The sequence below is a fragment of the Pseudoalteromonas sp. P1-9 genome, assembly GCF_001399975.1.
Lineage (GTDB): Bacteria > Pseudomonadota > Gammaproteobacteria > Enterobacterales > Alteromonadaceae > Pseudoalteromonas.
The window spans coordinates 36819-57563 of record NZ_LKBD01000033.1; the positions used below are offsets into that span (position 1 = coordinate 36819).

The following is a 20745-nucleotide window of genomic DNA, read 5'->3' on the forward strand; positions in this document are numbered from 1 at the left end:
TCTAAATTTTTGTTATTGCGCAGTATCGCAATTGTGGCTTAGTAGCATTAATTCGCGTAATGCCACCGAGAATTTTGCAAAGTCGTGCGTTTGCGACGTTTTAAACTCAGCCAACATATGCTGCCAACGCTCAAGCAGTACTTGGTGCTCGTTCATCCAGCTTTCAATGATGGTATCAACATCACAACCTGCTGTTTCACAGTTATTAAGCACAACTTGTGAAAGAGAACGCTGCTGCCAATCAAGCTCTTCACGGTACGATGCACGTGCAAGTGCTTGCCAGTGGTTGGCAACCGGTTGCTTGGTAATTTGATCTAAGAACCAGTGTAGACCCATGCCCGCACCAAGCTTGAAGTAAGTTTCAGAAACTTGTGAGATTGGTTTACTTGATGCATCTGCTACTTGCGCTAAGTCCATCACTGAGAACAAGCTTGAAAGTTGTGCAATGCGCTTAGCAAGTGCACTTGGTACACCTTCTTTAGCCAATAAGTTAATTTCTGTATTCAGTTTTTCAGCTTCTTCATTAACCATATACGACGTGATGTTTTCACTTAAGTCATTAAACGCTGGTGCAAAGAACTCGATTGTTTGTTCAATGTTGAGTGCTTTGTTGCGGTGACGTAAGAACCAACGTGTCGCACGACGAACAGTACGGCGTAATTGATACAACATTTCTGTTTGTACAATTGACGGGATCTGGTTATCAAGTGCAGAGATATCTTGCCATGCATTACCCAGTTCAAATACTGCTTTAGCCATTGAGTAACAAAGTACAATTTCACTTACTGGCGCACCTGTCTCTTCGCTCATACGAACAATAAAGTTCAGACCCATATCATTAACGATTTGGTTCGCTAGTTTAGTTGCAATGATTTCACCACGCAGTGGGTGGTTATCCATCGCATTGTTGAAACGTTCGCGCAGCGGTGCTGGGAATGCATCAACTAACAAGCTTCGGTAATACGGATTATCAGTGATTTCTTCGATTACAAGCTGCTCTTTAAGCACCATTTTAGCGTATGAAACAAGTACAGAAAGTTCTGGACGAGTTAAACCCTTACCTGCTGCTTGACGTTCTGCTAACTCTTCGTCTGACGGTAAGAATTCGATATCACGGTTAAGCTTGCCATCTTTTTCAAGCGCATGAATAAAGCGAATTTGCTCTTTTAGCGTTTGAGGGCCTTTTAACTGTGTTACAGAAATTGTGTGTGTTTGACGGTAACAATCTTTTAATACCATCTCTGATACTTCATCCGTCATTGAATAAAGCAATTCGTCACGCTGTTTCTTAGTTAAATCACCTTCAGAAACCAAACCATTTAGTAAAATCTTAATGTTTACTTCGTTATCTGAACACGCTACACCACCCACGTTATCGATGAAGTCTGTGTTCATGCGACCACCGTTAGCTGTGAACTCGATACGACCTAATTGCGTTGCACCTAAGTTACCGCCTTCGCCGAAGATCTTCGCGTTAAGCTCTTCACCATTAACACGTAGCGCATCGTTTGCACGGTCGCCCACATCAGCATGCGTTTCAGATTTCGCTTTAATGTAAGTACCAATACCACCGTTCCAAATTAGGTCTACTTGCATCATTAAGATTGCACGTAACAACTCATTTGGTGTCATTGTTGCTTTCTTAGTACCTAGCATTTTCTTAATTTCAGGAGTCAGTGTAATTGATTTCGCACTACGTGAGAAAATACCACCGCCTTGAGAAATTAAGTCTTTGTTATAGTCTTCCCACGATGAACGTGGTAGTTCAAACATACGCTGGCGCTCTAGGTATGAAGACGCTGCATCTGGGTTAGGGTCGATGAAGATATGCATGTGATTAAATGCAGCTTGCAGACGAATATGCTTAGATAACAGCATACCGTTACCGAATACGTCACCTGCCATGTCACCGATGGCAACACAGGTAAAGTCAGTCGTCTGACAATCAATGCCGATTTCGCGGAAGTGACGTTTAACTGATTCCCACGCACCTTTCGCTGTAATACCCATGGCTTTGTGGTCGTAACCAATTGAACCACCTGATGCGAATGCATCACCTAACCAGAAACCGTATTCTTCAGAAATGCCATTTGCAATATCTGAGAAAGTCGCGGTGCCTTTATCGGCTGCAACTACTAGGTATGGGTCGTCTTCGTCATGACGAACAACATCTACTGGCGGTACAATTTCACCGTGGTGAATGTTATCTGTGATATCTAATAAACCACGAATGAATAGTTTGTAACACTCTTGACCTTCTTTAAAGAAGGCTTCGCGATCAGTAGGCAGCTGTTTACAAACAAAACCACCTTTTGAACCTACAGGTACAATTACGGTGTTTTTAACTTGCTGTGCTTTAACCAGGCCTAGTACTTCTGTACGGAAATCTTCTCGGCGGTCTGACCAACGTAAACCACCACGAGCAACCTTACCACCACGTAAGTGAACACCTTCAACACGCGGCGAGTAAACAAAAATCTCAAACGCAGGCAGTGGTAATGGCATTTCAGGAATTAGGCTTGGTTGAACCTTAAATGAAATGTAAGGCTTGTAGATGCCGTCTTTATCTTTTTGATAGAAGTTAGTACGCAGTGTTGCACCAATCATATCAACGTAAAGTCGAATAATTCGGTCATCGTCTAAGTTCGCAACGTTATCAAGTTCAGCAATAATATCGTTAACGATTTTCTCATAGCCTTTTTCAGTAAACTTAGACTTAGGTGAGAACTTCTTATCGAATAACTTCACAAGTAACTGTGCAATATGTGGGTAGTTCTCAAACGTGCTTTCAATGTAGCTTTGTGAGAACGTCACACCAATTTGGCGCATGTATTTTGCGTAAGCACGAATGATCGACGCTTCGCGGCCTTTTAAGCTTGCCGCAAGAACGAGTTTGTTGAAGCCATCATCTTCAAGCTTGTTGTTCCATACATTAAGCAATGCAAGTTGGAAACGCTCCGACACCTTTGAGAAATCATCAAGGTCATCGTTGCTCATCAGCATGCTGAAATCCATAATCCAGTTTACTTGCCCATCTTCGGTCTTCACTGAATACGGTGTTTCACCAATAACACGAAGACCAAAGTTTTCAATAATTGGCATTACATCTGATAAGTGAATTGGTTCGTTTTTGTGATATAGGCTTAAACGTACCTGATTTGTATTGGCACTTTCTTGTGGACGGTAAAACAGCATGGCAAGCTTGTTTTCGTCTGACAAGCTTTCTAGCTTTTCAATATCAACAACAGCAGCACTTGGCAGTACTTGTTCACGGTATGCACTAGCAAAGGCTTTAGAATACTTACGTGCAAGTTCATTGCCGCGCGATTCGCCTGCACGCTCTAGCAATGCACCGTGAAGTTTATCTTCCCATGTACGGGCCGCTTCAATTAGATTTCTTTCGATTTGTTTCACTGTATATTCAACATTTTGGTCGCAACCACGTACCGTATAATGCGTACGTGCTAGCATTGATTCTGAGAAGAAGGTGGTAAACTCAACGTGTTCATTTGAGCCAAACGCATTTGCAAGAATGCTTTGCGTTTCACGACGTAATGCCGTGTTATAGCGCTCTCTTGGTACATAGACCATGCACGAGAAGAAACGACCATAGGTATCTTGGCGTACAAATACACGTGACATATCACGTTCTTGCATATGGTGAACACCAAGAGCAACTTCTAATAATTCTTTTTCGCGTGCTTGTAATAACTCGTCACGTGGGTACGTTTCTAAAATATTAAGTACCGCTTTGTATGCGTGCGTGCCAGGTGCAAAGTCTGTCATATCAAGTACGCGCTTGATCTTACTTTTTAGCACCGGTACGTCTGCTGCACTGTTGTTATAGAAGCTTGAAGAGAACAAACCAATAAAGCGATCTTCACCAATTACATTGCCTTCGTCATCGAAACGTTTAATGCCGATGTAATCAATATAAGCTGGACGGTGAACGCGTGAAAGTGAGTTTGTTTTGGTAAGGATAAGCAAGTTATCACTGTGTGCTTCTTTACGTGCAACTTCTGGTAAATCAGAAAGGCGACGAGATTTAGTCTCATCTGATAACTTCATCATACCTAAGCTTGTATCAGCCACACCTGTTAACTGATAGTCACCTTTAATTGGTGATAAGTCGTATTGGCGATAACCCATAAGCGTGAAGTTATCTTTTGCTAACCAATCTAAGAACTCAACTGTTTCTTTAACTTCAGTTTTATTTTTAATGCCTTTACGTTTTGGCAACGCTTTGCTGATAGACACAAGTTTGTCTTTAATTGCTAACCAGTCTTCAACGGCTACCGACACATCTGCCAACACTGACTCTAACTCTTTTTTAATAGATGCAATAACCGACTTATCAGACTGACGGTCGATTTCAATAAAGAACACGGTTTTGTTTGAGTCAGATTCTTGCTCTGTCTTCATACCAGACAATGCAGAGATTAAACCATCTTTGTCGCGCTTAATTTTTAACGGAGAGTGAAGTAATAAGTGTGAAACAATATTTTCACGCGCCAAAGCCATGCGAACAGAGTCCACTAAAAACGGCATGTCTTTTGCGATTATTTCTACGATTGTGTGAGAGGATTGCCAACCATTATTAGCGAGTTCTGGATTAAATACACGGATAAGCGCTGTATCATCAGTGTGTTTTTCCAAGCTATTCCATAAGCTAAGCGCTGCGCCATATAAGTCACTGTCATTACGGCTTGCTAAGTCTTCAGTCGACATATTACTGTAGAGTGTTTTAGCAAACTTTTCGACAAGCGACACATTTGTGGCTTTTACCTTACTACGGATCAAAGACGATACGTTTTCGAGTAAAACTGAGGTTTGGCCTTCTTGTTGAGTCATTATGTGTTCCTTATCTATACCTACCTGTGAACGGTAACTATTTGCAGTCTAACAAACTGCAATGGAGTCAGGTGAATTCTAACTCTTTTAGCATAGATATAAATAGCATTTTTTGTAGCAAACCAGTACATATTTCAACCAGTTGGCTTACTATTCACAAAATATAGATAGAAATGGCCATTTCTGGCCATTTCAGTACACATTTATTCAGAAGTTTTTTTGCGCCACAGTAGTGTACCTAGCGCTGGTAGGAGGAGTACAGCACCTAACATGTTGACCAAAAACATAAAGGTTAGCAAAATTCCCATGTCCATTTGGAACTTAAGTGCAGAAAATACCCAAGTGCTTACACCAACAGCTAAGGTAATACCGGTAAACAGTACCGCACTACCACGCTCAATCAACGCACGGCGATATGCTTCTGTCAACGGTACGCCTTGGCGCAATAACCCACTCATTGACGACAGAATGTAAATACCATAGTCAACACCAATACCAACACCAAGGGCAATTACAGGTAAGGTACTCACGGTTAAACCAATTTCTAGCGATACCATTAGTGCTTGTGCAAGCGTTGACACCACATAAAGCGGTAACACGACAGCAATGGTGGCACGTAACGAACGGAAACTGATTAAGCAAAGTAAAATTACCGCACCATAAACGTAAATCATCATTGGCAATTGCGCTTCGCTTACTGATTCGTTAGTTGCCGCCATAACACCAACAGGACCCGACGCTAACTTAAATCTAAGTGTGTCTGTGCCCTCTTCTTCGGCGAATTGCTTAACCGCATCAACAACGTGATTAATCGTTTTAGCTTTATGGTCTTCAATAAAGGCAACAATTGGCATCACAGAGCAATCACTATTTAATAAACCTGAGCTTGTTTCTACGCGGCTAGAGGCTTGTACAAGTGACGCTGTATTGCGCGGCAGAGTTTGCCATTTTAAATTACCTTCGTTATAACCAGCGTTAACCTGCTGTGCGATACTGCTAAGAGATACAGCCGATTGCACGCCGTCAACGTTTTGTAACTTCCACTGGAAACGATCGATTCGCTCCATTGTGTCGTGGAAAGTACACGCTTCTGGCTCTGCCTCAACAATCACTTTTAAAATATCAACCGAGATCGAATATTTGTCGGTGATAAGGAAGGTGTCTTGGTTATAACGGGCATCTTCATGAAGTGACGGCGCACCTGCATGTAAGTCACCAATTTGCATTTCGTTTGATTTGATAAAACCAAATACAAACAGCGCAGCAGCAATAAATAAAATAGCCTTACTCGCTTTTGGCTCAGTGGCTTTAACAAGCATTTCACGAATACCTGCAAATGCGTCGTGCGTTTCGCCATTACCATCATCAACACGCTTCATTTTGGTGTAGTCAAGGTAAGATGCAATAACGGGCAGTAATACAAGGTTGGTAAAGATAATTACCGCTACACCCAAGCTCGCTGTTATCGCAAGCTCACGAATAATACCAATATCGATTGATAATAATGTGATAAAACCAACGGTGTCAGACAGTAATGCAATACCACCAGGGACAAGCAATGCAGCAAAACTAGATTGCGCGGCAACTTTGTTAGACAAGCCCTTCGCAACTTTCTGACCAATACTGTTGATCATTTGCACACCATGACTTACACCGATAGCAAATACCAAAAATGGTACCAAAATTGACATTGGATCAAGTCCAAAGCCAACTAAATTTAATAAGCCAAGTTGCCAAATTACAGCGATAAGTGAGCACACAATTGGTAACACGGTTAGCTTCATACTCTTACAGAAAAGCCATACCATTACAGTTGTAATTAAAATTGCAATCAAGAAAAACAACACTACATCTTTAGCGCCATCAGCAACATCACCTGCCATTTTAGCGAAACCGATAATATGAATAGATACGTTATCGGTAGTGAATTTGTTGCGAATTTCCGATTCAAGCTTTTCAGCAAATACTAAGGTATCCAGTTTTTCTTGCGTCTTTGGATCAGTTTCCATCAGCTGAGCTGTTACCATAGCGCACGAATAATCGTTCGCGACCATACGGCCAACAACTTTTGCTTTTTCAATGTTTGATTTAACAGTTGCAAGACCGCGCGCGTCGGCTTTGAAATCTGCAGGAATAATTGGTCCACCGGCAAAGCCGTCTTCTACTACTTCAACAAAGCGCGCGCTCGGTGCAAATATCGAACTTACAAGCGGTCGATTCACGCCCGGAATAAAGAATAACTGGTCGTGCACATTTTTAAGCTGGGTAAAGAACTCTTCATTAAAAATGTCACCACGTGTATCACACACTGAAATTAGAATACCGTTAGCACCGCCAAATTGCTTTTCGTGCTTAAGGTAGGTTTTCATATACTCGTGATTTAACGGAATATTCTTATTAAACGACGCATCAAGTTTAATTTGAGTAGCTTGGAAACCTAAAAATACAGTGGCCGCAATAAAGATAAACAATACTGCTAAGCGGTGTCTAAAAAGACTTGTTTCTATTTTTGTTAATAATGAATTCATAATTACTGCACGCTAAGTTTATGTATTCCCGCTTCTGATGCGACGATTAATTCATTATTATTCTTCGCACCCGCCAAAAGTGATTTGCCGTCTTTTGTAACAAATTTAACTAACTGGTTATCACTGTAGGTAAACCACACACCACTATTTGCCAAAAGCACCGCTTTATTACCGACAATTTCAATATTATTTATTGATGCTGTGGTGTCAGTTTCTAATTGTGTCCACTCAACACCATCAGTACTAGAAAACGCAGTACCGCGCAGACCACCTACTAGGTATTGATTATCTAATTTATTGAATGAGAAAAATGAACCGGCATAGATTTCATCTAGACGTTGCCATGTTTTACCCATATCGCTACTGGTTGCCATTAAACCTAGCTCACCCACTAGCCACAGTGTTTCGCCATCTAAAAATATTTTATTAAAATGCGGCAAAATCGCTTGGGTTTCTATTTTGTACCCTTGTGGATCTGATTCTTTTAAGTCATTCAGGTACGCACGATCTTCTTCATACAACAGCGAATCATAAAATTCTTTTTGCCATGTTTTACCGCCATCAGTTGTGCGATAACTTAAGCCATACGCGCCAATTGCTAATCCGTGATTGGCATCAAAAAACAGAATATCAAGTAACGGTTTATCTAATTCAGGTAAAAACTGCTGAATTGTCCAGTTCTTTCCGCCGTCTGTAGTATGCAAAATCGTTGCGTCGTGGCCTACCGCCCAACCAACATTTGCATTTATAAAATAAACTCCCGTTAGCAAGCTTTGGACTGGAGAGTTTGCTTGTAGCCACTCTTGGTTGTCATTGCTATAAACAATGTTTCCCCACTTACCAACTGCCAAAGTTTGGCTGCCGACACGGGTAATATCGGTTAAGAGGTTTTTAGCCGCAAGTTTAGCTGGAATTGCCGCCTGTGGTGTTACTTGCGCAATTGCGCTAGTCGTCAATAGAGAGCCGATTAAAAATAGATATTTTTTCATATAGGTAGCGTTGTGAGAAAAACGGCCCTCGCGGGCCGTATTATTATTTAGCGTCGACCAGAGCGACGTAATGCGTTTGAAGTAAACTCGGTGTCTTTGAACATTTCTTGGAAGTCATACATCTTCTCTTCGTTATCTAAGCCAATTGCTAAGTAACGACGTGAGTTAAGATCGTGATAAACATCCAAAGTACTCCAATGAGTTGGTACTTCGTAATAGTTCACACCATGAGCCATTGCTACACGGTATAACTGGTCGCGGTTATCATAAAGATCTGCAACATGAATTTGCCAGCTATCTTCGTCAATAAAGAATACACGCTTCTTATAAATATGACGCGTACCATCTTTAAGATTCGCTTCTACTACCCAAACACGGTGTTTTTCATAACGTACGTGTTCTGGGTTAATGTGACCTGGCTTCAAAATGTCATCATATTTCAGCTCGTTGCTATGTAGCTTGTAACTGTTATATGGAATGTACATTTCTTTTTTACCTAATAACTTCCAGTCGTAACGGTTTGGTGAACCGTTAAACATATCGAAGTCATCAGTTGTACGTAAACTATCCGACGCTGTTCCCGGTGCATCATATGCTACGTTTGGTGCACGACGAACACGGCGTTGACCCGTGTTATAAGTCCATGCCTGGCGTGGTGTTAATACTTGATCCATTGTTTCGTGAACAAGTAGTGCTGTACCTGCTAAACGCGCAGGTTCCGTTACTTTTTGTTTAAACTTAAACAGGATATTCGACTTTTGCAGTGACTCAGGAGTCGCATCTTGCTCTGAATACTTAACCAGTAGTTTTTCATCAAAGCCAACAATGTTGTATGAGCCGCTTGCCGTTGGAGCCGCTTGACCACCGTAGCGCTTAATCGAAAGACCACGGTAACGTAAGATATGGTTCCAAATTGCTTCTAAACCTGTTTCAGGAATTGGGAACGGAATACCGATTGCAGTATTTTTAATACCATTACCTTCTTCAACAAGCTCTGCCGTTGTTGCATACTTTTTAGTTGCATCATAGATGAACTGTGGATATGACGCACTACGACGTGTTTGGTAAATATTCATTTTGAAGCTATCTGGATAAGCTTCAAACATCGCTACCTGACCAGGAGAAAGCATCTCTTTATACTGTTCAACATTCGACTTATCGATAGTGAATAATACTTTATCGTCAGCAAATGGATCTGGGTGGTGATCACCTACTTTATAGTTGTCAGGTGCTTTTGTAATACCACCTTCCCATGATGGAATTGAGCCATCCGCATTACCCGCTTTTTCAGCACCAAGTGGTGTTAAATCTTGACCTAAACGAGCAACTTGTTCTGGTGAAATTTTAGCTAAAGCTTGTGAAGCGCTAAATACGCTACACAATGCTAGAGCCACTAGGGTAGGTTTTTTAATCATATTGTTACCCTTAAATAGAATACTTAATATTAAATGAAACATAATCGCGGTCTGCTAAGCCATTGGCTTTACCGCCCCCCCAGAAACTATTGTAACCAAAGTCGAATGACCACTGGTTTTGATAGTTAAAATTAAGGGTAACAGAAGTAGACATACGATCTTCAACAAATAAGAACATTGGATCTGGTGTTGTACCATTCACATCATGTGAGAATACAACACGAGGTGAGAAGTTCACACCTGCGAATAGATTGTTGTATTCACCTTTAGCTACTAGGCGATAACCCCATGATGTTGCTGATGCAAACTGCTCCGTTTCAGGACCGTTAGATAATAGCAAGTGAAGCGCTGTGTAATCATCAGCTGGACCTTGCATAATACCGCTGCGACCTGTACCTGGCACATTCAAACGAAGCTCATCATACTCTGGCATATCAATAACGTGTACACCACCTACTTCACCTAAGACTGCCCAACTATCAGCACCTAAAGATGGACCAAATAAGTGTGACAAACTAAATTGAAGCTGCGCAGAGTCACGTAGAATATAGCCTTGTGCAACTTCACTTGGTGATACCGTTTCTACTTGTGAGATGCCTGCAAACATGTCCTGACGTACCGCATCTGGCACACCTGGGTTTGCCAACTGCTCAGCCATACCAGCATATAGCAATTCAACGTCATCAATTTGTAATGGCTCGTCTTTTCTATAAGTGAATTCACCCGCAAACGCTGTTTCACCAATGGCGGTGTTCCAGCTAAGTGCGTACATTTGAATATCTTCTGGATATTCAAGTTGTGCTTCAGTAAAGCCTTTTAAATTAGTGATGTTGTCTGCAGTAATGGTGTTTGTAGCGATATACGCTAAGTCGTGCCCAATTCCAGCAGCAGTAAAATCTGACGCCTTACCTGAAATTAACGGTCTGCGCTCATGGTAGTTTACGTAATAAAACCCAAACTCAGTTTCATTAAGCTCAGGGACAAACCAACCTAATTTCAAACCATACTGGCCTGAATCTTTTGGTTTTTTAAGTGCTTTGTCGCCATTGGCTTTAATCGCAACTTTAGTTGGGTGCGCTAAATACATACTAGCAAGTAGCGATTGCGCTTCAGCGCTTGATGGATCCATACCTTGAGCGGCAACAACTTGGCCCCACTGTCCATACATACTGTTTAGTGAGTTAGTTAAATAAGCTAAATCGATATCTGGGTTTGATGTAAAACCAAGCTGAACGTTGTTAGCATTACCGTTTACCGCCGCAAAGTCATTGGTAGAAAAATAGGTTCCAGCGACAGGAAGGCGTGTTTCGTGCCACTGATATTGATAAAACATTTCAGCAGAAACATTTTCTGTAATACCGAGTGATGCCCAAAGCATACCTACAGGAATAAAGGCTTCTTTAACTTCAGCACCTGGCGCTTTTAAACGATCCACGTCGACTGGGTTAATATTAATACCATGTGAAATTAAGGCACTTTCACCCCAGTTAATTACTTGCTGACCTAAACGAACTGACAATGGGTTGTAGCCATCATTCAAATCAAAATCTGCATACACAAATGCATCAAGTAAACGAAGATCTTTACACACAAGCTCTTCCGACTCTTTATTTGCACATGGGTCAACGCCCTGTCCTGATGTCGGGTTTTTGTATGCTAAGTCTTTATCGTTAAGAGCAAAATCATAGAAATACATAAAACGTGTAAAGAAACCGAAGTTGTCTTTGCGTATTTCTAATTCATGGGTGCCTTTTAATAACTGTGAAAATGCTTCACCGCTATCAAAGTTAAGGTTACCGGCATCACCATTATTTGAGTAAATACCTGGCTCAGCCCAGATTTGGTCTGATGTGTAGATTGGGTTAAGTGCAGGATGATATCCTGTCCAATCAAAGCGAGGGTGATTAGATTTACCAATGTGAGTATCGAAATCACGGTCTTCTAAACGGTAGCTAGTACCGTAAGAAAAAGTAGAGTCAAATTGTACTTCAAAACCACCAACTTCAAATGATGCAGCTGAAGCACTTTGGCTTGCAAGTGCCATACACGCGGCTGTAACACCTAAAGCCAGTTTATTTTTGACAAAAAGAGGACTTTTTATCATATATATTCCCCCTATGGCGGGCTGTTTTGTTATCAAGTTATTGTTTTTAGTATGCTTGTAACGATAGAAAGCAATTCATAAAATTACAAGTAAAACATGAGATATAGCGTAATCTATTAATTCGATTACATATTCGCTCTTGTTATTTGATATTCTACTTTCTAATCACATAGGTAAGACATCTTACCAGTTAAACAATCGAAATGAAAAGTGCTTAATGAAAAGAACTTGAAAAAGTTCTAAGAACGCCCCCAAAAAGACAAATAAGCATATGATTTTAATTAACTTTCTCTATTGAAATAAATTTATTTTCGGTGGTTAAATGGATACGAAAACGCCCTTTTATGCCAATTGATGACATAAAAGGTCGTAATTTTTCTGCGGCGAAGCGAATTGTTTTACCACAATCACTTAGTACCTGAATGCTGGTGTAATGGCCTTTATAGTAGGCCATACACTCTTGATAGTTTAAATTAATTGAAAAGTAGTAGGTGTTACGCTCCATTTAACGCGTTACTCACCTTTTCAAACAAATCAGGGCTTAGGTCTGGTAAATCAGCGAGACGTTGTAATTGCGCTTTAACGTGCATTTGACGTTCATCGGTATGACGCTTAAAGCTTAACAGCGGCGTAATTAAACGTGCTGCGTTTTGTGGATTAATTTTATCGAGTTTAATCAGTAAATCCGTCAGCAAACGATACCCTTCACCATTTAGCGCATGAAATGATTGCGGGTTAAACATACAATAACTCATTAGCAATGCACGTACGCGATTTGGGTTAGTAATATCAACTTCACCACTTTCAAACATGGCGCGGATCACATTTGTTGTATTGTCACCCTTTAATCGCCCTTTCAATGCAAGCCATTTATCCAATACCAATACATCGTGATGCCATTTATCTTTGAAACGCTCGAGTAAGCTTTCGTGGCTGGTTCGTTTATTTTCACATGCTGCTGACAGTGCATTTAAGCTATTTGTCATGTTATCGCTGATAAACTGCGTCTCAATCTCACTCTCTACATCCTGCCAATCTGCCGCTGCAAGATAATCTAGTAAGCGACCTTTTAATGCACGCGTTGCAATACTAGTTGCATCTAAATCGCCGTTTTCGCTTAGTGTTTGATAACGCGCGGCGATATCACTTAACAATGTAGTCGCTAAAAATGATTTTACTGCATGCACTTGTTCAGTAATGGCATCTACAGGAATTGGGTGATAATCACTTGCAACCGTATCAAAACTCGGCAGTGTTAAAAGCTCGCTTAATAACGCGAGGTCCTTAACGTTTGAGGTAAGTAAATAGCAAAACAACGCCACTATTTCTTCATCAAGTTGCGTGCCGTTATCGATGCCGGCTTTTAGCGCGTCAACCATTATACGCTGCATCGCATCCCACTTCGAAAAATCGCTGCGCGCATATTTAACAATCGTGATTAATTCAGAAAGAGATTGTTCAAACTTCACTTTACATGGCGCTGAGAAATCTTCCAAAAAGACGACCGCAGTGTCTTTTGCAATATTTTCAAATATAAATTGCTGACGTGAATCTGTTAGGTTGATAACGCGTTCAATCTTATTACCGTCAATAACTAAGGGTTGTGATTTACCTCCAGGTGAAATAAGTTCTAGTGCGATTGGAATATGCAATGGCGATTTATCGCTTTGATCTTGCATGGCTGGTGTAAACTGCGACACAGTCAGGGTTAGTGTATTGTCGGCTTCATTAAATTCTCGCTCTACCGCAAGTTCTGGTGTACCTGACTGACTATACCATTTCGAGAAAAGCGAAAGATCAATGTTAGATGCGTCTTGCATACTTTTAACAAAGTCATCGCATGTCGCCGCTGTGCCATCATGGCGTTCAATATACAATTGCATGCCTTTTTGGAAGTTTTCTTCCCCCAAAATTGTATGCATCATACGGATCACTTCTGAACCTTTGTCATATACAGTAACGGTATAAAAGTTATTCATTTCTATAACTTTTTCAGGGCGGATCGGGTGCGCCATCGGGCCTGCATCTTCACTAAACTGCGGTCCACGCATCACTTTTACCGCATCAATTCTATTTAATGCACGTGAGCCAATGTCTGAGCTAAATTCTTGGTCGCGAAATACCGTTAAACCTTCTTTTAACGATAATTGAAACCAATCCTGACACGTTACTCGGTTACCTGTCCAATTGTGAAAATATTCATGACCCACAATGCTTTCGATGGTGTGATAATCTCGGTCGGTCGCGGTAGCTTGGTTTGCTAATACACATTTTGAGTTAAATACATTTAACCCCTTGTTTTCCATTGCCCCCATATTGAAGAAATCAACCGCAACAATCATGTAAATATCAAGGTCGTATTCAAGGTTAAAACGCTCTTCATCCCATTTCATCGCGCGCTTAAGCGATGCCATAGCGTGATCAGCTTTATCAAGATTACCTTTATCAACAAATAGCTCGAGTTTTACATCACGGCCAGAGCGCGTTTTAAAGTTATCATGTAATACATCAAAATCACCTGCCACTAATGCAAACAAATAGCTCGGTTTGTTGTAAGGATCTTGCCATGTATTAAAGTGACGGCCATCGGGTAATTCGCCAGACTCAATTTTGTTACCATTTGACAATAAATGGGTAAACGCCTTATCTGCAATCACCTTTACTGTGTATTTCGTTAATACGTCTGGTCGGTCTTGAAAATAAGTTATCTTGCGAAACCCTTCCGCTTCACATTGTGTACAGTAAGCGCCATCGGATAAATATAACCCTTCAAGTGACGTATTGTTTTGTGGATCAATTTCAGTCTCGATATGTAGTTCAAACTCTGCTGGCAAGTTTTTAAGCGTCAAACCCAGCTCTGACATTTCATAATCGCTAAACGGTAAGCCATTTACGTTAATGCACAATAATGTTTGATTGACGCCATCAAGCCATAACTCATTATTCTCGCCGACACGATGATACTGCGCTTTTTGCAATACACGGGTTTGCGTGGCTTTTAAGTCAAATTCTAAATACAGTGACGAAACCGTGTAATCCGGTGCTTTATAGTCAGTTCTGAACTTAGCTTGGTTAGTTAATTTTTCTTGTGTTGTCATAACGTTTGCTCCACAAAATTATTCATCGCTTGTCTGTAAATGCTTTGGCGTAATTTTTAAGATTTTAATGCCTAAGTAGGCGTAAATAATTGCCAATAATGGATTAATTAAATTAAAGAATGCATACATCGCATAATCAAGCGGGTTAATGAGTAGTACGCTTTGCATATACGCACCACAGGTATTCCATGGGATAAGAGGACTTGTGATAGTACCGCCGTCTTCTAATGTTCGTGACAAGTTAACGTTGGCAAGCCCGCGTTTTTCATATTCTTCTTTATACATGCGTCCAGGCATTACGATTGCCATATATTGATCTGCCGCAATTAGGTTAGTGCCAATACAAGTAGCAATTGTCGACGCAATCAATGAGCCGGTACTTTTTGCAATTTTCAAAATGCTGGAAACGAAGACTTTTAGTAGGCCCACTTTTTCCATTACCGCGCCAAACATTAACGCACAAATAATTAACCAAGTTGTATTGAGCATGCCCGACATACCGCCACCACTTAATAAGCTATCCATTTTGGCATCACCAGTTGTAATGCTAAAACCGTCAAATAGCGCGGCCCACACCAATTTAAACGTACCAACAAAGTGAGATACACCAGACTCAATCTGCCCTGCAATTAAGTCTTGTTGAAAAATAATCGCCCAAACCGCGCCAAATAGCGCACCAATGGCAACCGCCGGGAAAGCAGGCATTTTTTTAATTGCTAATGTCAGTAACACAACTAAAGGCACTAACATCTCAATACCAATATTGAAATTCTGCAGTAGAATATTAGAGATTTCTTCTATGCGTCCTTCGTTTGGTACGCCTTCAGCATTAAAACCCATTACTAAGAAAATAATCAGCGCGATAACAAAGCTTGGCACAGTAGTCCAAAGCATATGATGGATATGATCAAATAGATTACTGCCAGCAACAGCCGGTGCTAGGTTTGTCGTTTCCGACAATGGGCTCAATTTATCACCAAAGTAAGCACCCGAAATAACCGCGCCCGCAGTGACAACTTGATCAAGGCCAAGACCCGTTGATACGCCGAGCAAGGCAACACCGATTGTTGCAGCTGTTGTCCATGAGCTACCAATACTCAAGGCAACAATAGCGCACAATATGCAACTTGCGGCATAGAACCAATGCGGGTTTATCAGCTGCAAGCCAAAATAAATTAACGAAGGTACTGTGCCCGACAATAACCAAGTGCCTATTAATGCCCCTACCATAAGTAGAATTAATACGGCGCCAAGAGAAATGGTGATGCCTTTAATCATCGCCTCTTCTAGTTCGGCCCATTTAAAACCATTTTTAAGACCAATGATCACTGCTATTGCGGCTGAAAATAGTAACGCTATTTGGTTTGGGCCATACGACGAATCGTCGCTGTATAGATAAACGGATGTGCCAAGCAGTAGCACTAAAACGCTAATTGGAATTAACGCGTCTAAAAAGGTCGCTTGTTTTACTTGCTTCACAAAGATACCTCAAATTGTTGTCATTATTTATCAACTGACTTCTGTCTAAGCACGAAGCGTTGAGTTTTATTATTTTTAGTTTTACATAAAAAAGCGCCGACTTTGTGAAAATCGGCGCTTACTACATTAGTTATAAATTAATGTTTTGCGTAACGGCCATACTTAATAAAATCTGATGTTATATGAACCGCTTCTTCAAGTCCCGGGTCGATTTCATCAAGTACGTCTGGTGCATCGTCTAGTGATGCAATTGCATCAAGCCCTAGACGTTTTAACCTTTCATTTGCTCGAGCGAGTGATTTTTGCTTGTCCTCTTCGCGTTGTTTCTCACGTTTTGCCTTAACAAGCGTCACTGATGCACGGTCTTTCTCTTTTTGATACAAGGCAATGTCATCATTGAGATAGATAAACTCAGGCTCGCCTGCAATACGCTCTTTATGCTTATCAGTCAAAAACGTAATCGCTGGCGTTAAATCGTCAAGCTTTGAATAATTCGCTTTACGAATGTGATCCCAAGGTAATGCGTTGTCTTCTTGGCTTTCACCCCACTCTGCGGGATCAATTGGCGATGGGTATGTGATATCTGGGATCACGCCTTTATGCTGCGTACTGCCGCCATTAATACGATAAAACTTAGCAATTGTGTACTGCACGCTGCCAAGCGGGTTTTCAAATAAATCAAATGCTTTTGTTAAGCTACGATGCTGTTGCACTGTACCTTTACCAAAGGTTTGTTCACCAATAATAACTGCGCGGCCATAGTCTTGCATTGCCGCAGCAAAAATTTCAGACGCTGATGCACTGTAACGGTCAACTAATACTGTTAACGGGCCGTCGTAATAGGTAACGCCGTCGCGATCTTTTTGTTTTTCAACTTTGCCGTTAATGTTGTGTATTTGAACAACTGGGCCTTTGTCGAAGAACAAACCAGATAATTGTGTCGCCTCGTATAACGAACCACCGCCATTACCACGCAGGTCGATAACAATACCGTCTACGTTCTGTTCTTGTAATTTAGCGAGCTCTTTTTTAACGTCTTTAGACAAGTTGTTATAAAAACCTGGGATCTCAATGACACCGATTTTAGTATCAAGTTCTGAGTAAACGGGTTCAAATACACTTGATTTAGCTGCTTTATCTTCAAGGCGAATCTTATCACGGATAATTTCCACCTCATGTGGGGTACCGTGTGAGTCAGAGCCTTTTAAGTACTGCAACCTTACTTTGGTGCCCTTCGGCCCTTTAATTAGGTCTACTACATCATCTAAGCGCCAACCGATTACATCAACAAAGCTTTCTTGACCTTGTGCAACAGCAATAATGCGGTCATCAGATTTTAGTTTTTCGGTTTTAGATGCTGGGCCACCTGGGACAAGTGAGCGGATCACAGTGTAATCTTCATCAACACCTAACACTGCGCCAATACCTTCTAGTTCAAGCTGCATGTCTTGCTTAAACTGTTCAGCGCGGCGTGGTGATAGATAAGAAGTGTGCGCTTCGATGCTTCTTGCAAATGAGTTCATCGCAATTTGGTAAGCATCTTCGCTATTTGTTTGTGAAATACGTTTTAGCGTGTAGCGGTAACGTTTTTTCAGAATTTCTTGGATTTCAGGCCATTCTTTGCCTGTCAGTTGTAAGCGAAGCGCGTCGTACTTTACGCGTTGACGCCAAATTTCATGCAATTCCGCCATTGTGGTTGGAATTTTTGCATCTTCGCGATCAAAAAAGTAATTGTCTTCAACGTCAAATTTCATTTCTTTATCAAGTAAAGAAAGTGAATATTCAAAGCGTTCAAAACGACGACGCATATTCAAGTTAAAAATTTCAAACGCAAAAGACATATCGCCTTTAATTAATGCATTATCAATTTCATACTTGAAATGGTCGAATTTAGCCAAATCTGATTGCAGGAACAAGCTTTTGTTACTGTCAATCGACTCGATAAATCGGTCGTAGATTTGGCTCGATAAGTCATCGTCTAATCGAATAAGTTTGTAGTGCGAGCGAGTAAATAAATTGGTTATTCGCTTGGTTGCAGCAATATGCTGAATTTCCTGTTTTAACTCAGGTAAGTTTTCGATGCTAATATTATCGGCAGAAGCAAATAAATTTGCTGAAAATAGCGCTGCCGCCAGTGGAATAAGCCTAAACTTCTCACTCATACACTGTCTCCTTATACGATAAATAGACTCTCTGCTTTTGTTTTCACCTGCATGCCTGTTACAAGCACTACATGAATGTCTTCCTTGTTCACTTCGGTGATAGTACCTTTTACTAAAGCTTGGCCAAGTTTAACTTTTACCTCAGCATCCACTTTAATATCACCTGAAGGTAGCGCTTCTACTTTATTAGAACGACGGGCAGGTTTGTCTTTATTAGTGTTGCTAGAACTAAATTTAGTTCCTTTTGCAGCATTTTTATCAGCAAAATTGCCTTTCTTTTTGTAAGATTTCTTTTCACCAGCGTTACGCGGTGCAGGTTTTTTACGTTTAGCAAGTTTAGCACGGCTTTCTTCTAATGCTTTATTTGCATGCTCAACATGCTCTTGCTCAACTTTTTCTGCATCGTTACCATCAAGGTCAATACGGAACTCATGTTTTGTAACAGATTCTAAATAACGCCAGTTAGACGTATATTTACGAAGCGCTTGGCGAACCTGTGTTTTGCTTACGCGCTCATCGTTTTCGATGCGCTCAGCAATATCTTTAAAGATACCAACCTTCAACGGCTTGATGCCGTCTTTCTCTTTGAAGCAGGCTGGAAACTCTGTGAAAAGGTAATTTAATACCTCTTTGATGTCTTTTAGCTTGTTAGTAGAGTCCATGTGTTTAACCTTAAGTTTTAAATCTCTTCGTCTAAGTTGTTTTCCAATTGGTTTGTCACGTAATGTAACACCCAATCGATTAATTCTTCGTGTTCGGCTTCCAAAATTGCAGTATCACCGCGTAAATGTTGCCAAATACCTTCAATAATCTTGTCTATCGTATCTGCGTCTGTTTCATCAGGCAATTGTTGCCATGCAACATGAATCAATTCATTCAGGTTTTCCGCAACGATTTCTTCTTGCCCTTCCCAATCACCTACCTGATCTATACCAAATAAATAATCTTGTACGCTAAGCCAATCCTTCATATTAAAGATGCTCTGCCAATGACGCCATAATTCGCTCTAGGCCAGTTTGATCATCACTATCAAAACGACTTAGGCTTGGGCTATCAATATCAAGCACGCCAATATAACTGCCGTCTTTAATAAGTGGAATCACGATTTCTGAATTTGATGCGGCATCACACGCAATGTGCCCTTCAAAGTCGTGAACATTGTCAATGCGCTGTGTTTGTTTTTCGGCAAATGCTGTACCACATACACCTTTACCAACAGGGATACGAACACACGCTGGATTACCTTGAAACGGTCCCAAAACTAATGTGTCGTTTTCCAGTAAATAAAACCCCACCCAGTTGATATCTTCAAGTGAAAGATTTAACAAAGCACTTACATTTGCAAGGTTCGCTATCAGGTTGGTTTCGTCTTCAATCAAAGCAACTACTTGGTTGTTCAGACTTTGATATAAGCTTTCTTTATTCATTACGTAGAAAAGTTAACAATTCAATATTCACAAAGCTTAAAGGTACTCTTTCATAACAACAAATGAAACCTTTTTAAGCTAAAAAAAGTGAATATCGCTAAATATTCACTTAATTGTTTACTAATTATTCGACTCTGAAATCTATTTTTGCTGTTTTAATGTAAAAATAAATATGCCTGCTGCGAGAGTTGCCATTAACGTATTTACAACAAATACTTGCCCTGACGCGACATTAAACATAAAACTAAATAACGCACCACCAAATATCGCTGCCATTATCATTGCGGTGTTATTTGATTTATTTCGCTTTTGCAAATACATGTAAACAGGTACAACACATATCGCCATTGTTAACCCTACTACATGTGCATTTGCAACCGCACTTAATACAATCGACAAAAATAGTTTAGTTGTTGCGCCATCTAATACTGCAACATAATAAATACCGATTAAACAACCAATTAAAAAGGGGGAAAACAACGAGTAGGCAACACCCTTAAGTACAATTTTTTTATCCATAATCGCGCCAAATGCGTTAAACACACGATAAGCATGGCAAATAGATAAATAATTAACAGTAGACTTAAGTATAAAGATAAGAATAAGTGGCGGAGAGATAGGGATTTGAACCCTAGATAGGCTATTAACCTATGCCGGTTTTCAAGACCGGTGCTTTCGACCACTCAGCCATC

13 protein-coding genes are annotated in these 20745 nt (G+C 40.6%); all 13 read right to left on the minus strand.

Annotated elements, in window-relative coordinates:
* Positions 1–12: 12 nt before the first annotated feature.
* Positions 13–4851 (minus strand): NAD-glutamate dehydrogenase, encoded by a 4839-nt coding sequence (locus tag AN214_RS17010; RefSeq protein ID WP_054980816.1) that lies wholly within the window; start codon positions 4849–4851, stop codon positions 13–15.
* A 203-nt stretch (positions 4852–5054) separates the two neighbouring features.
* Positions 5055–7379 carry an RND family transporter gene (locus AN214_RS17015; RefSeq protein WP_054980817.1) on the minus strand — a complete coding sequence of 775 codons (2325 nt, stop codon included), beginning with the start codon at positions 7377–7379 and terminating at the stop codon, positions 5055–5057.
* Between the two features lie 2 nt (positions 7380–7381).
* Entirely contained in the window at positions 7382–8368 is a 987-nt protein-coding gene (locus tag AN214_RS17020) for a YCF48-related protein (RefSeq protein ID WP_054980818.1), read from the minus strand.
* Between the two features lie 47 nt (positions 8369–8415).
* On the minus strand, positions 8416–9783 hold the full coding sequence (locus tag AN214_RS17025; protein ID WP_054980827.1) for a DUF1329 domain-containing protein: 1368 nt from the start codon (positions 9781–9783) through the stop codon (positions 8416–8418).
* A gap of 10 nt (positions 9784–9793) precedes the next feature.
* The gene (locus AN214_RS17030; protein ID WP_054980819.1) at positions 9794–11887 is read right to left on the minus strand and encodes a DUF1302 domain-containing protein; all 2094 of its coding nucleotides are present in this window, start codon (positions 11885–11887) and stop codon (positions 9794–9796) included.
* 277 nt (positions 11888–12164) lie between these two features.
* Positions 12165–12392 (minus strand): DUF2835 domain-containing protein, encoded by a 228-nt coding sequence (locus AN214_RS17035; protein WP_054980820.1) that lies wholly within the window; start codon positions 12390–12392, stop codon positions 12165–12167.
* Complete coding sequence (gene pepN, locus AN214_RS17040) at positions 12382–14985, minus strand: aminopeptidase N (RefSeq protein ID WP_054980821.1); 2604 nt, start codon at positions 14983–14985, stop codon at positions 12382–12384. The genes AN214_RS17035 and pepN overlap by 11 nt, the downstream gene beginning before the upstream one ends.
* An 18-nt stretch (positions 14986–15003) precedes the next feature.
* Complete coding sequence (nhaC, locus tag AN214_RS17045) at positions 15004–16464, minus strand: Na+/H+ antiporter NhaC (protein WP_054980822.1); 1461 nt, start codon at positions 16462–16464, stop codon at positions 15004–15006.
* A 137-nt stretch (positions 16465–16601) separates the two neighbouring features.
* On the minus strand, positions 16602–18626 hold the full coding sequence (prc, locus tag AN214_RS17050) for a carboxy terminal-processing peptidase (protein WP_054980823.1): 2025 nt from the start codon (positions 18624–18626) through the stop codon (positions 16602–16604).
* 11 nt (positions 18627–18637) lie between these two features.
* Positions 18638–19288 (minus strand): RNA chaperone ProQ, encoded by a 651-nt coding sequence (proQ, locus tag AN214_RS17055; protein WP_010560011.1) that lies wholly within the window; start codon positions 19286–19288, stop codon positions 18638–18640.
* Positions 19289–19305: 17 nt separating this feature from the next.
* On the minus strand, positions 19306–19596 hold the full coding sequence (locus tag AN214_RS17060) for a hypothetical protein (protein WP_054980824.1): 291 nt from the start codon (positions 19594–19596) through the stop codon (positions 19306–19308).
* Between the two features lies 1 nt (position 19597).
* Complete coding sequence (locus tag AN214_RS17065) at positions 19598–20053, minus strand: GAF domain-containing protein (RefSeq protein WP_054980825.1); 456 nt, start codon at positions 20051–20053, stop codon at positions 19598–19600.
* A 141-nt stretch (positions 20054–20194) separates the two neighbouring features.
* Positions 20195–20572: a hypothetical protein gene (locus AN214_RS17070; RefSeq protein ID WP_054980828.1), complete on the minus strand. Its 378-nt coding sequence runs from the start codon at positions 20570–20572 to the stop codon at positions 20195–20197.
* Between the last annotated feature and the right edge of the window lie 173 nt (positions 20573–20745).

Bases quoted from the DNA above. Each gene is read 5' to 3' on its own strand.
- AN214_RS17015 (WP_054980817.1), bottom strand. From the start codon at position 7,379: ATGAATTCATTATTAACAAAAATAGAAACAAGTCTTTTTAGACACCGC.
- AN214_RS17060 (WP_054980824.1), bottom strand. From the start codon at position 19,596: ATGAAGGATTGGCTTAGCGTACAAGATTATTTATTTGGTATAGATCAG.
- AN214_RS17020 (WP_054980818.1), bottom strand. From the start codon at position 8,368: ATGAAAAAATATCTATTTTTAATCGGCTCTCTATTGACGACTAGCGCA.
- AN214_RS17010 (WP_054980816.1), bottom strand. From the start codon at position 4,851: ATGACTCAACAAGAAGGCCAAACCTCAGTTTTACTCGAAAACGTATCG.
- proQ (WP_010560011.1), bottom strand. From the start codon at position 19,288: ATGGACTCTACTAACAAGCTAAAAGACATCAAAGAGGTATTAAATTAC.
- AN214_RS17070 (WP_054980828.1), bottom strand. From the start codon at position 20,572: ATGGATAAAAAAATTGTACTTAAGGGTGTTGCCTACTCGTTGTTTTCC.
- AN214_RS17035 (WP_054980820.1), bottom strand. From the start codon at position 12,392: ATGGAGCGTAACACCTACTACTTTTCAATTAATTTAAACTATCAAGAG.
- pepN (WP_054980821.1), bottom strand. From the start codon at position 14,985: ATGACAACACAAGAAAAATTAACTAACCAAGCTAAGTTCAGAACTGAC.
- prc (WP_054980823.1), bottom strand. From the start codon at position 18,626: ATGAGTGAGAAGTTTAGGCTTATTCCACTGGCGGCAGCGCTATTTTCA.
- AN214_RS17065 (WP_054980825.1), bottom strand. From the start codon at position 20,053: ATGAATAAAGAAAGCTTATATCAAAGTCTGAACAACCAAGTAGTTGCT.
- AN214_RS17030 (WP_054980819.1), bottom strand. From the start codon at position 11,887: ATGATAAAAAGTCCTCTTTTTGTCAAAAATAAACTGGCTTTAGGTGTT.
- AN214_RS17025 (WP_054980827.1), bottom strand. From the start codon at position 9,783: ATGATTAAAAAACCTACCCTAGTGGCTCTAGCATTGTGTAGCGTATTT.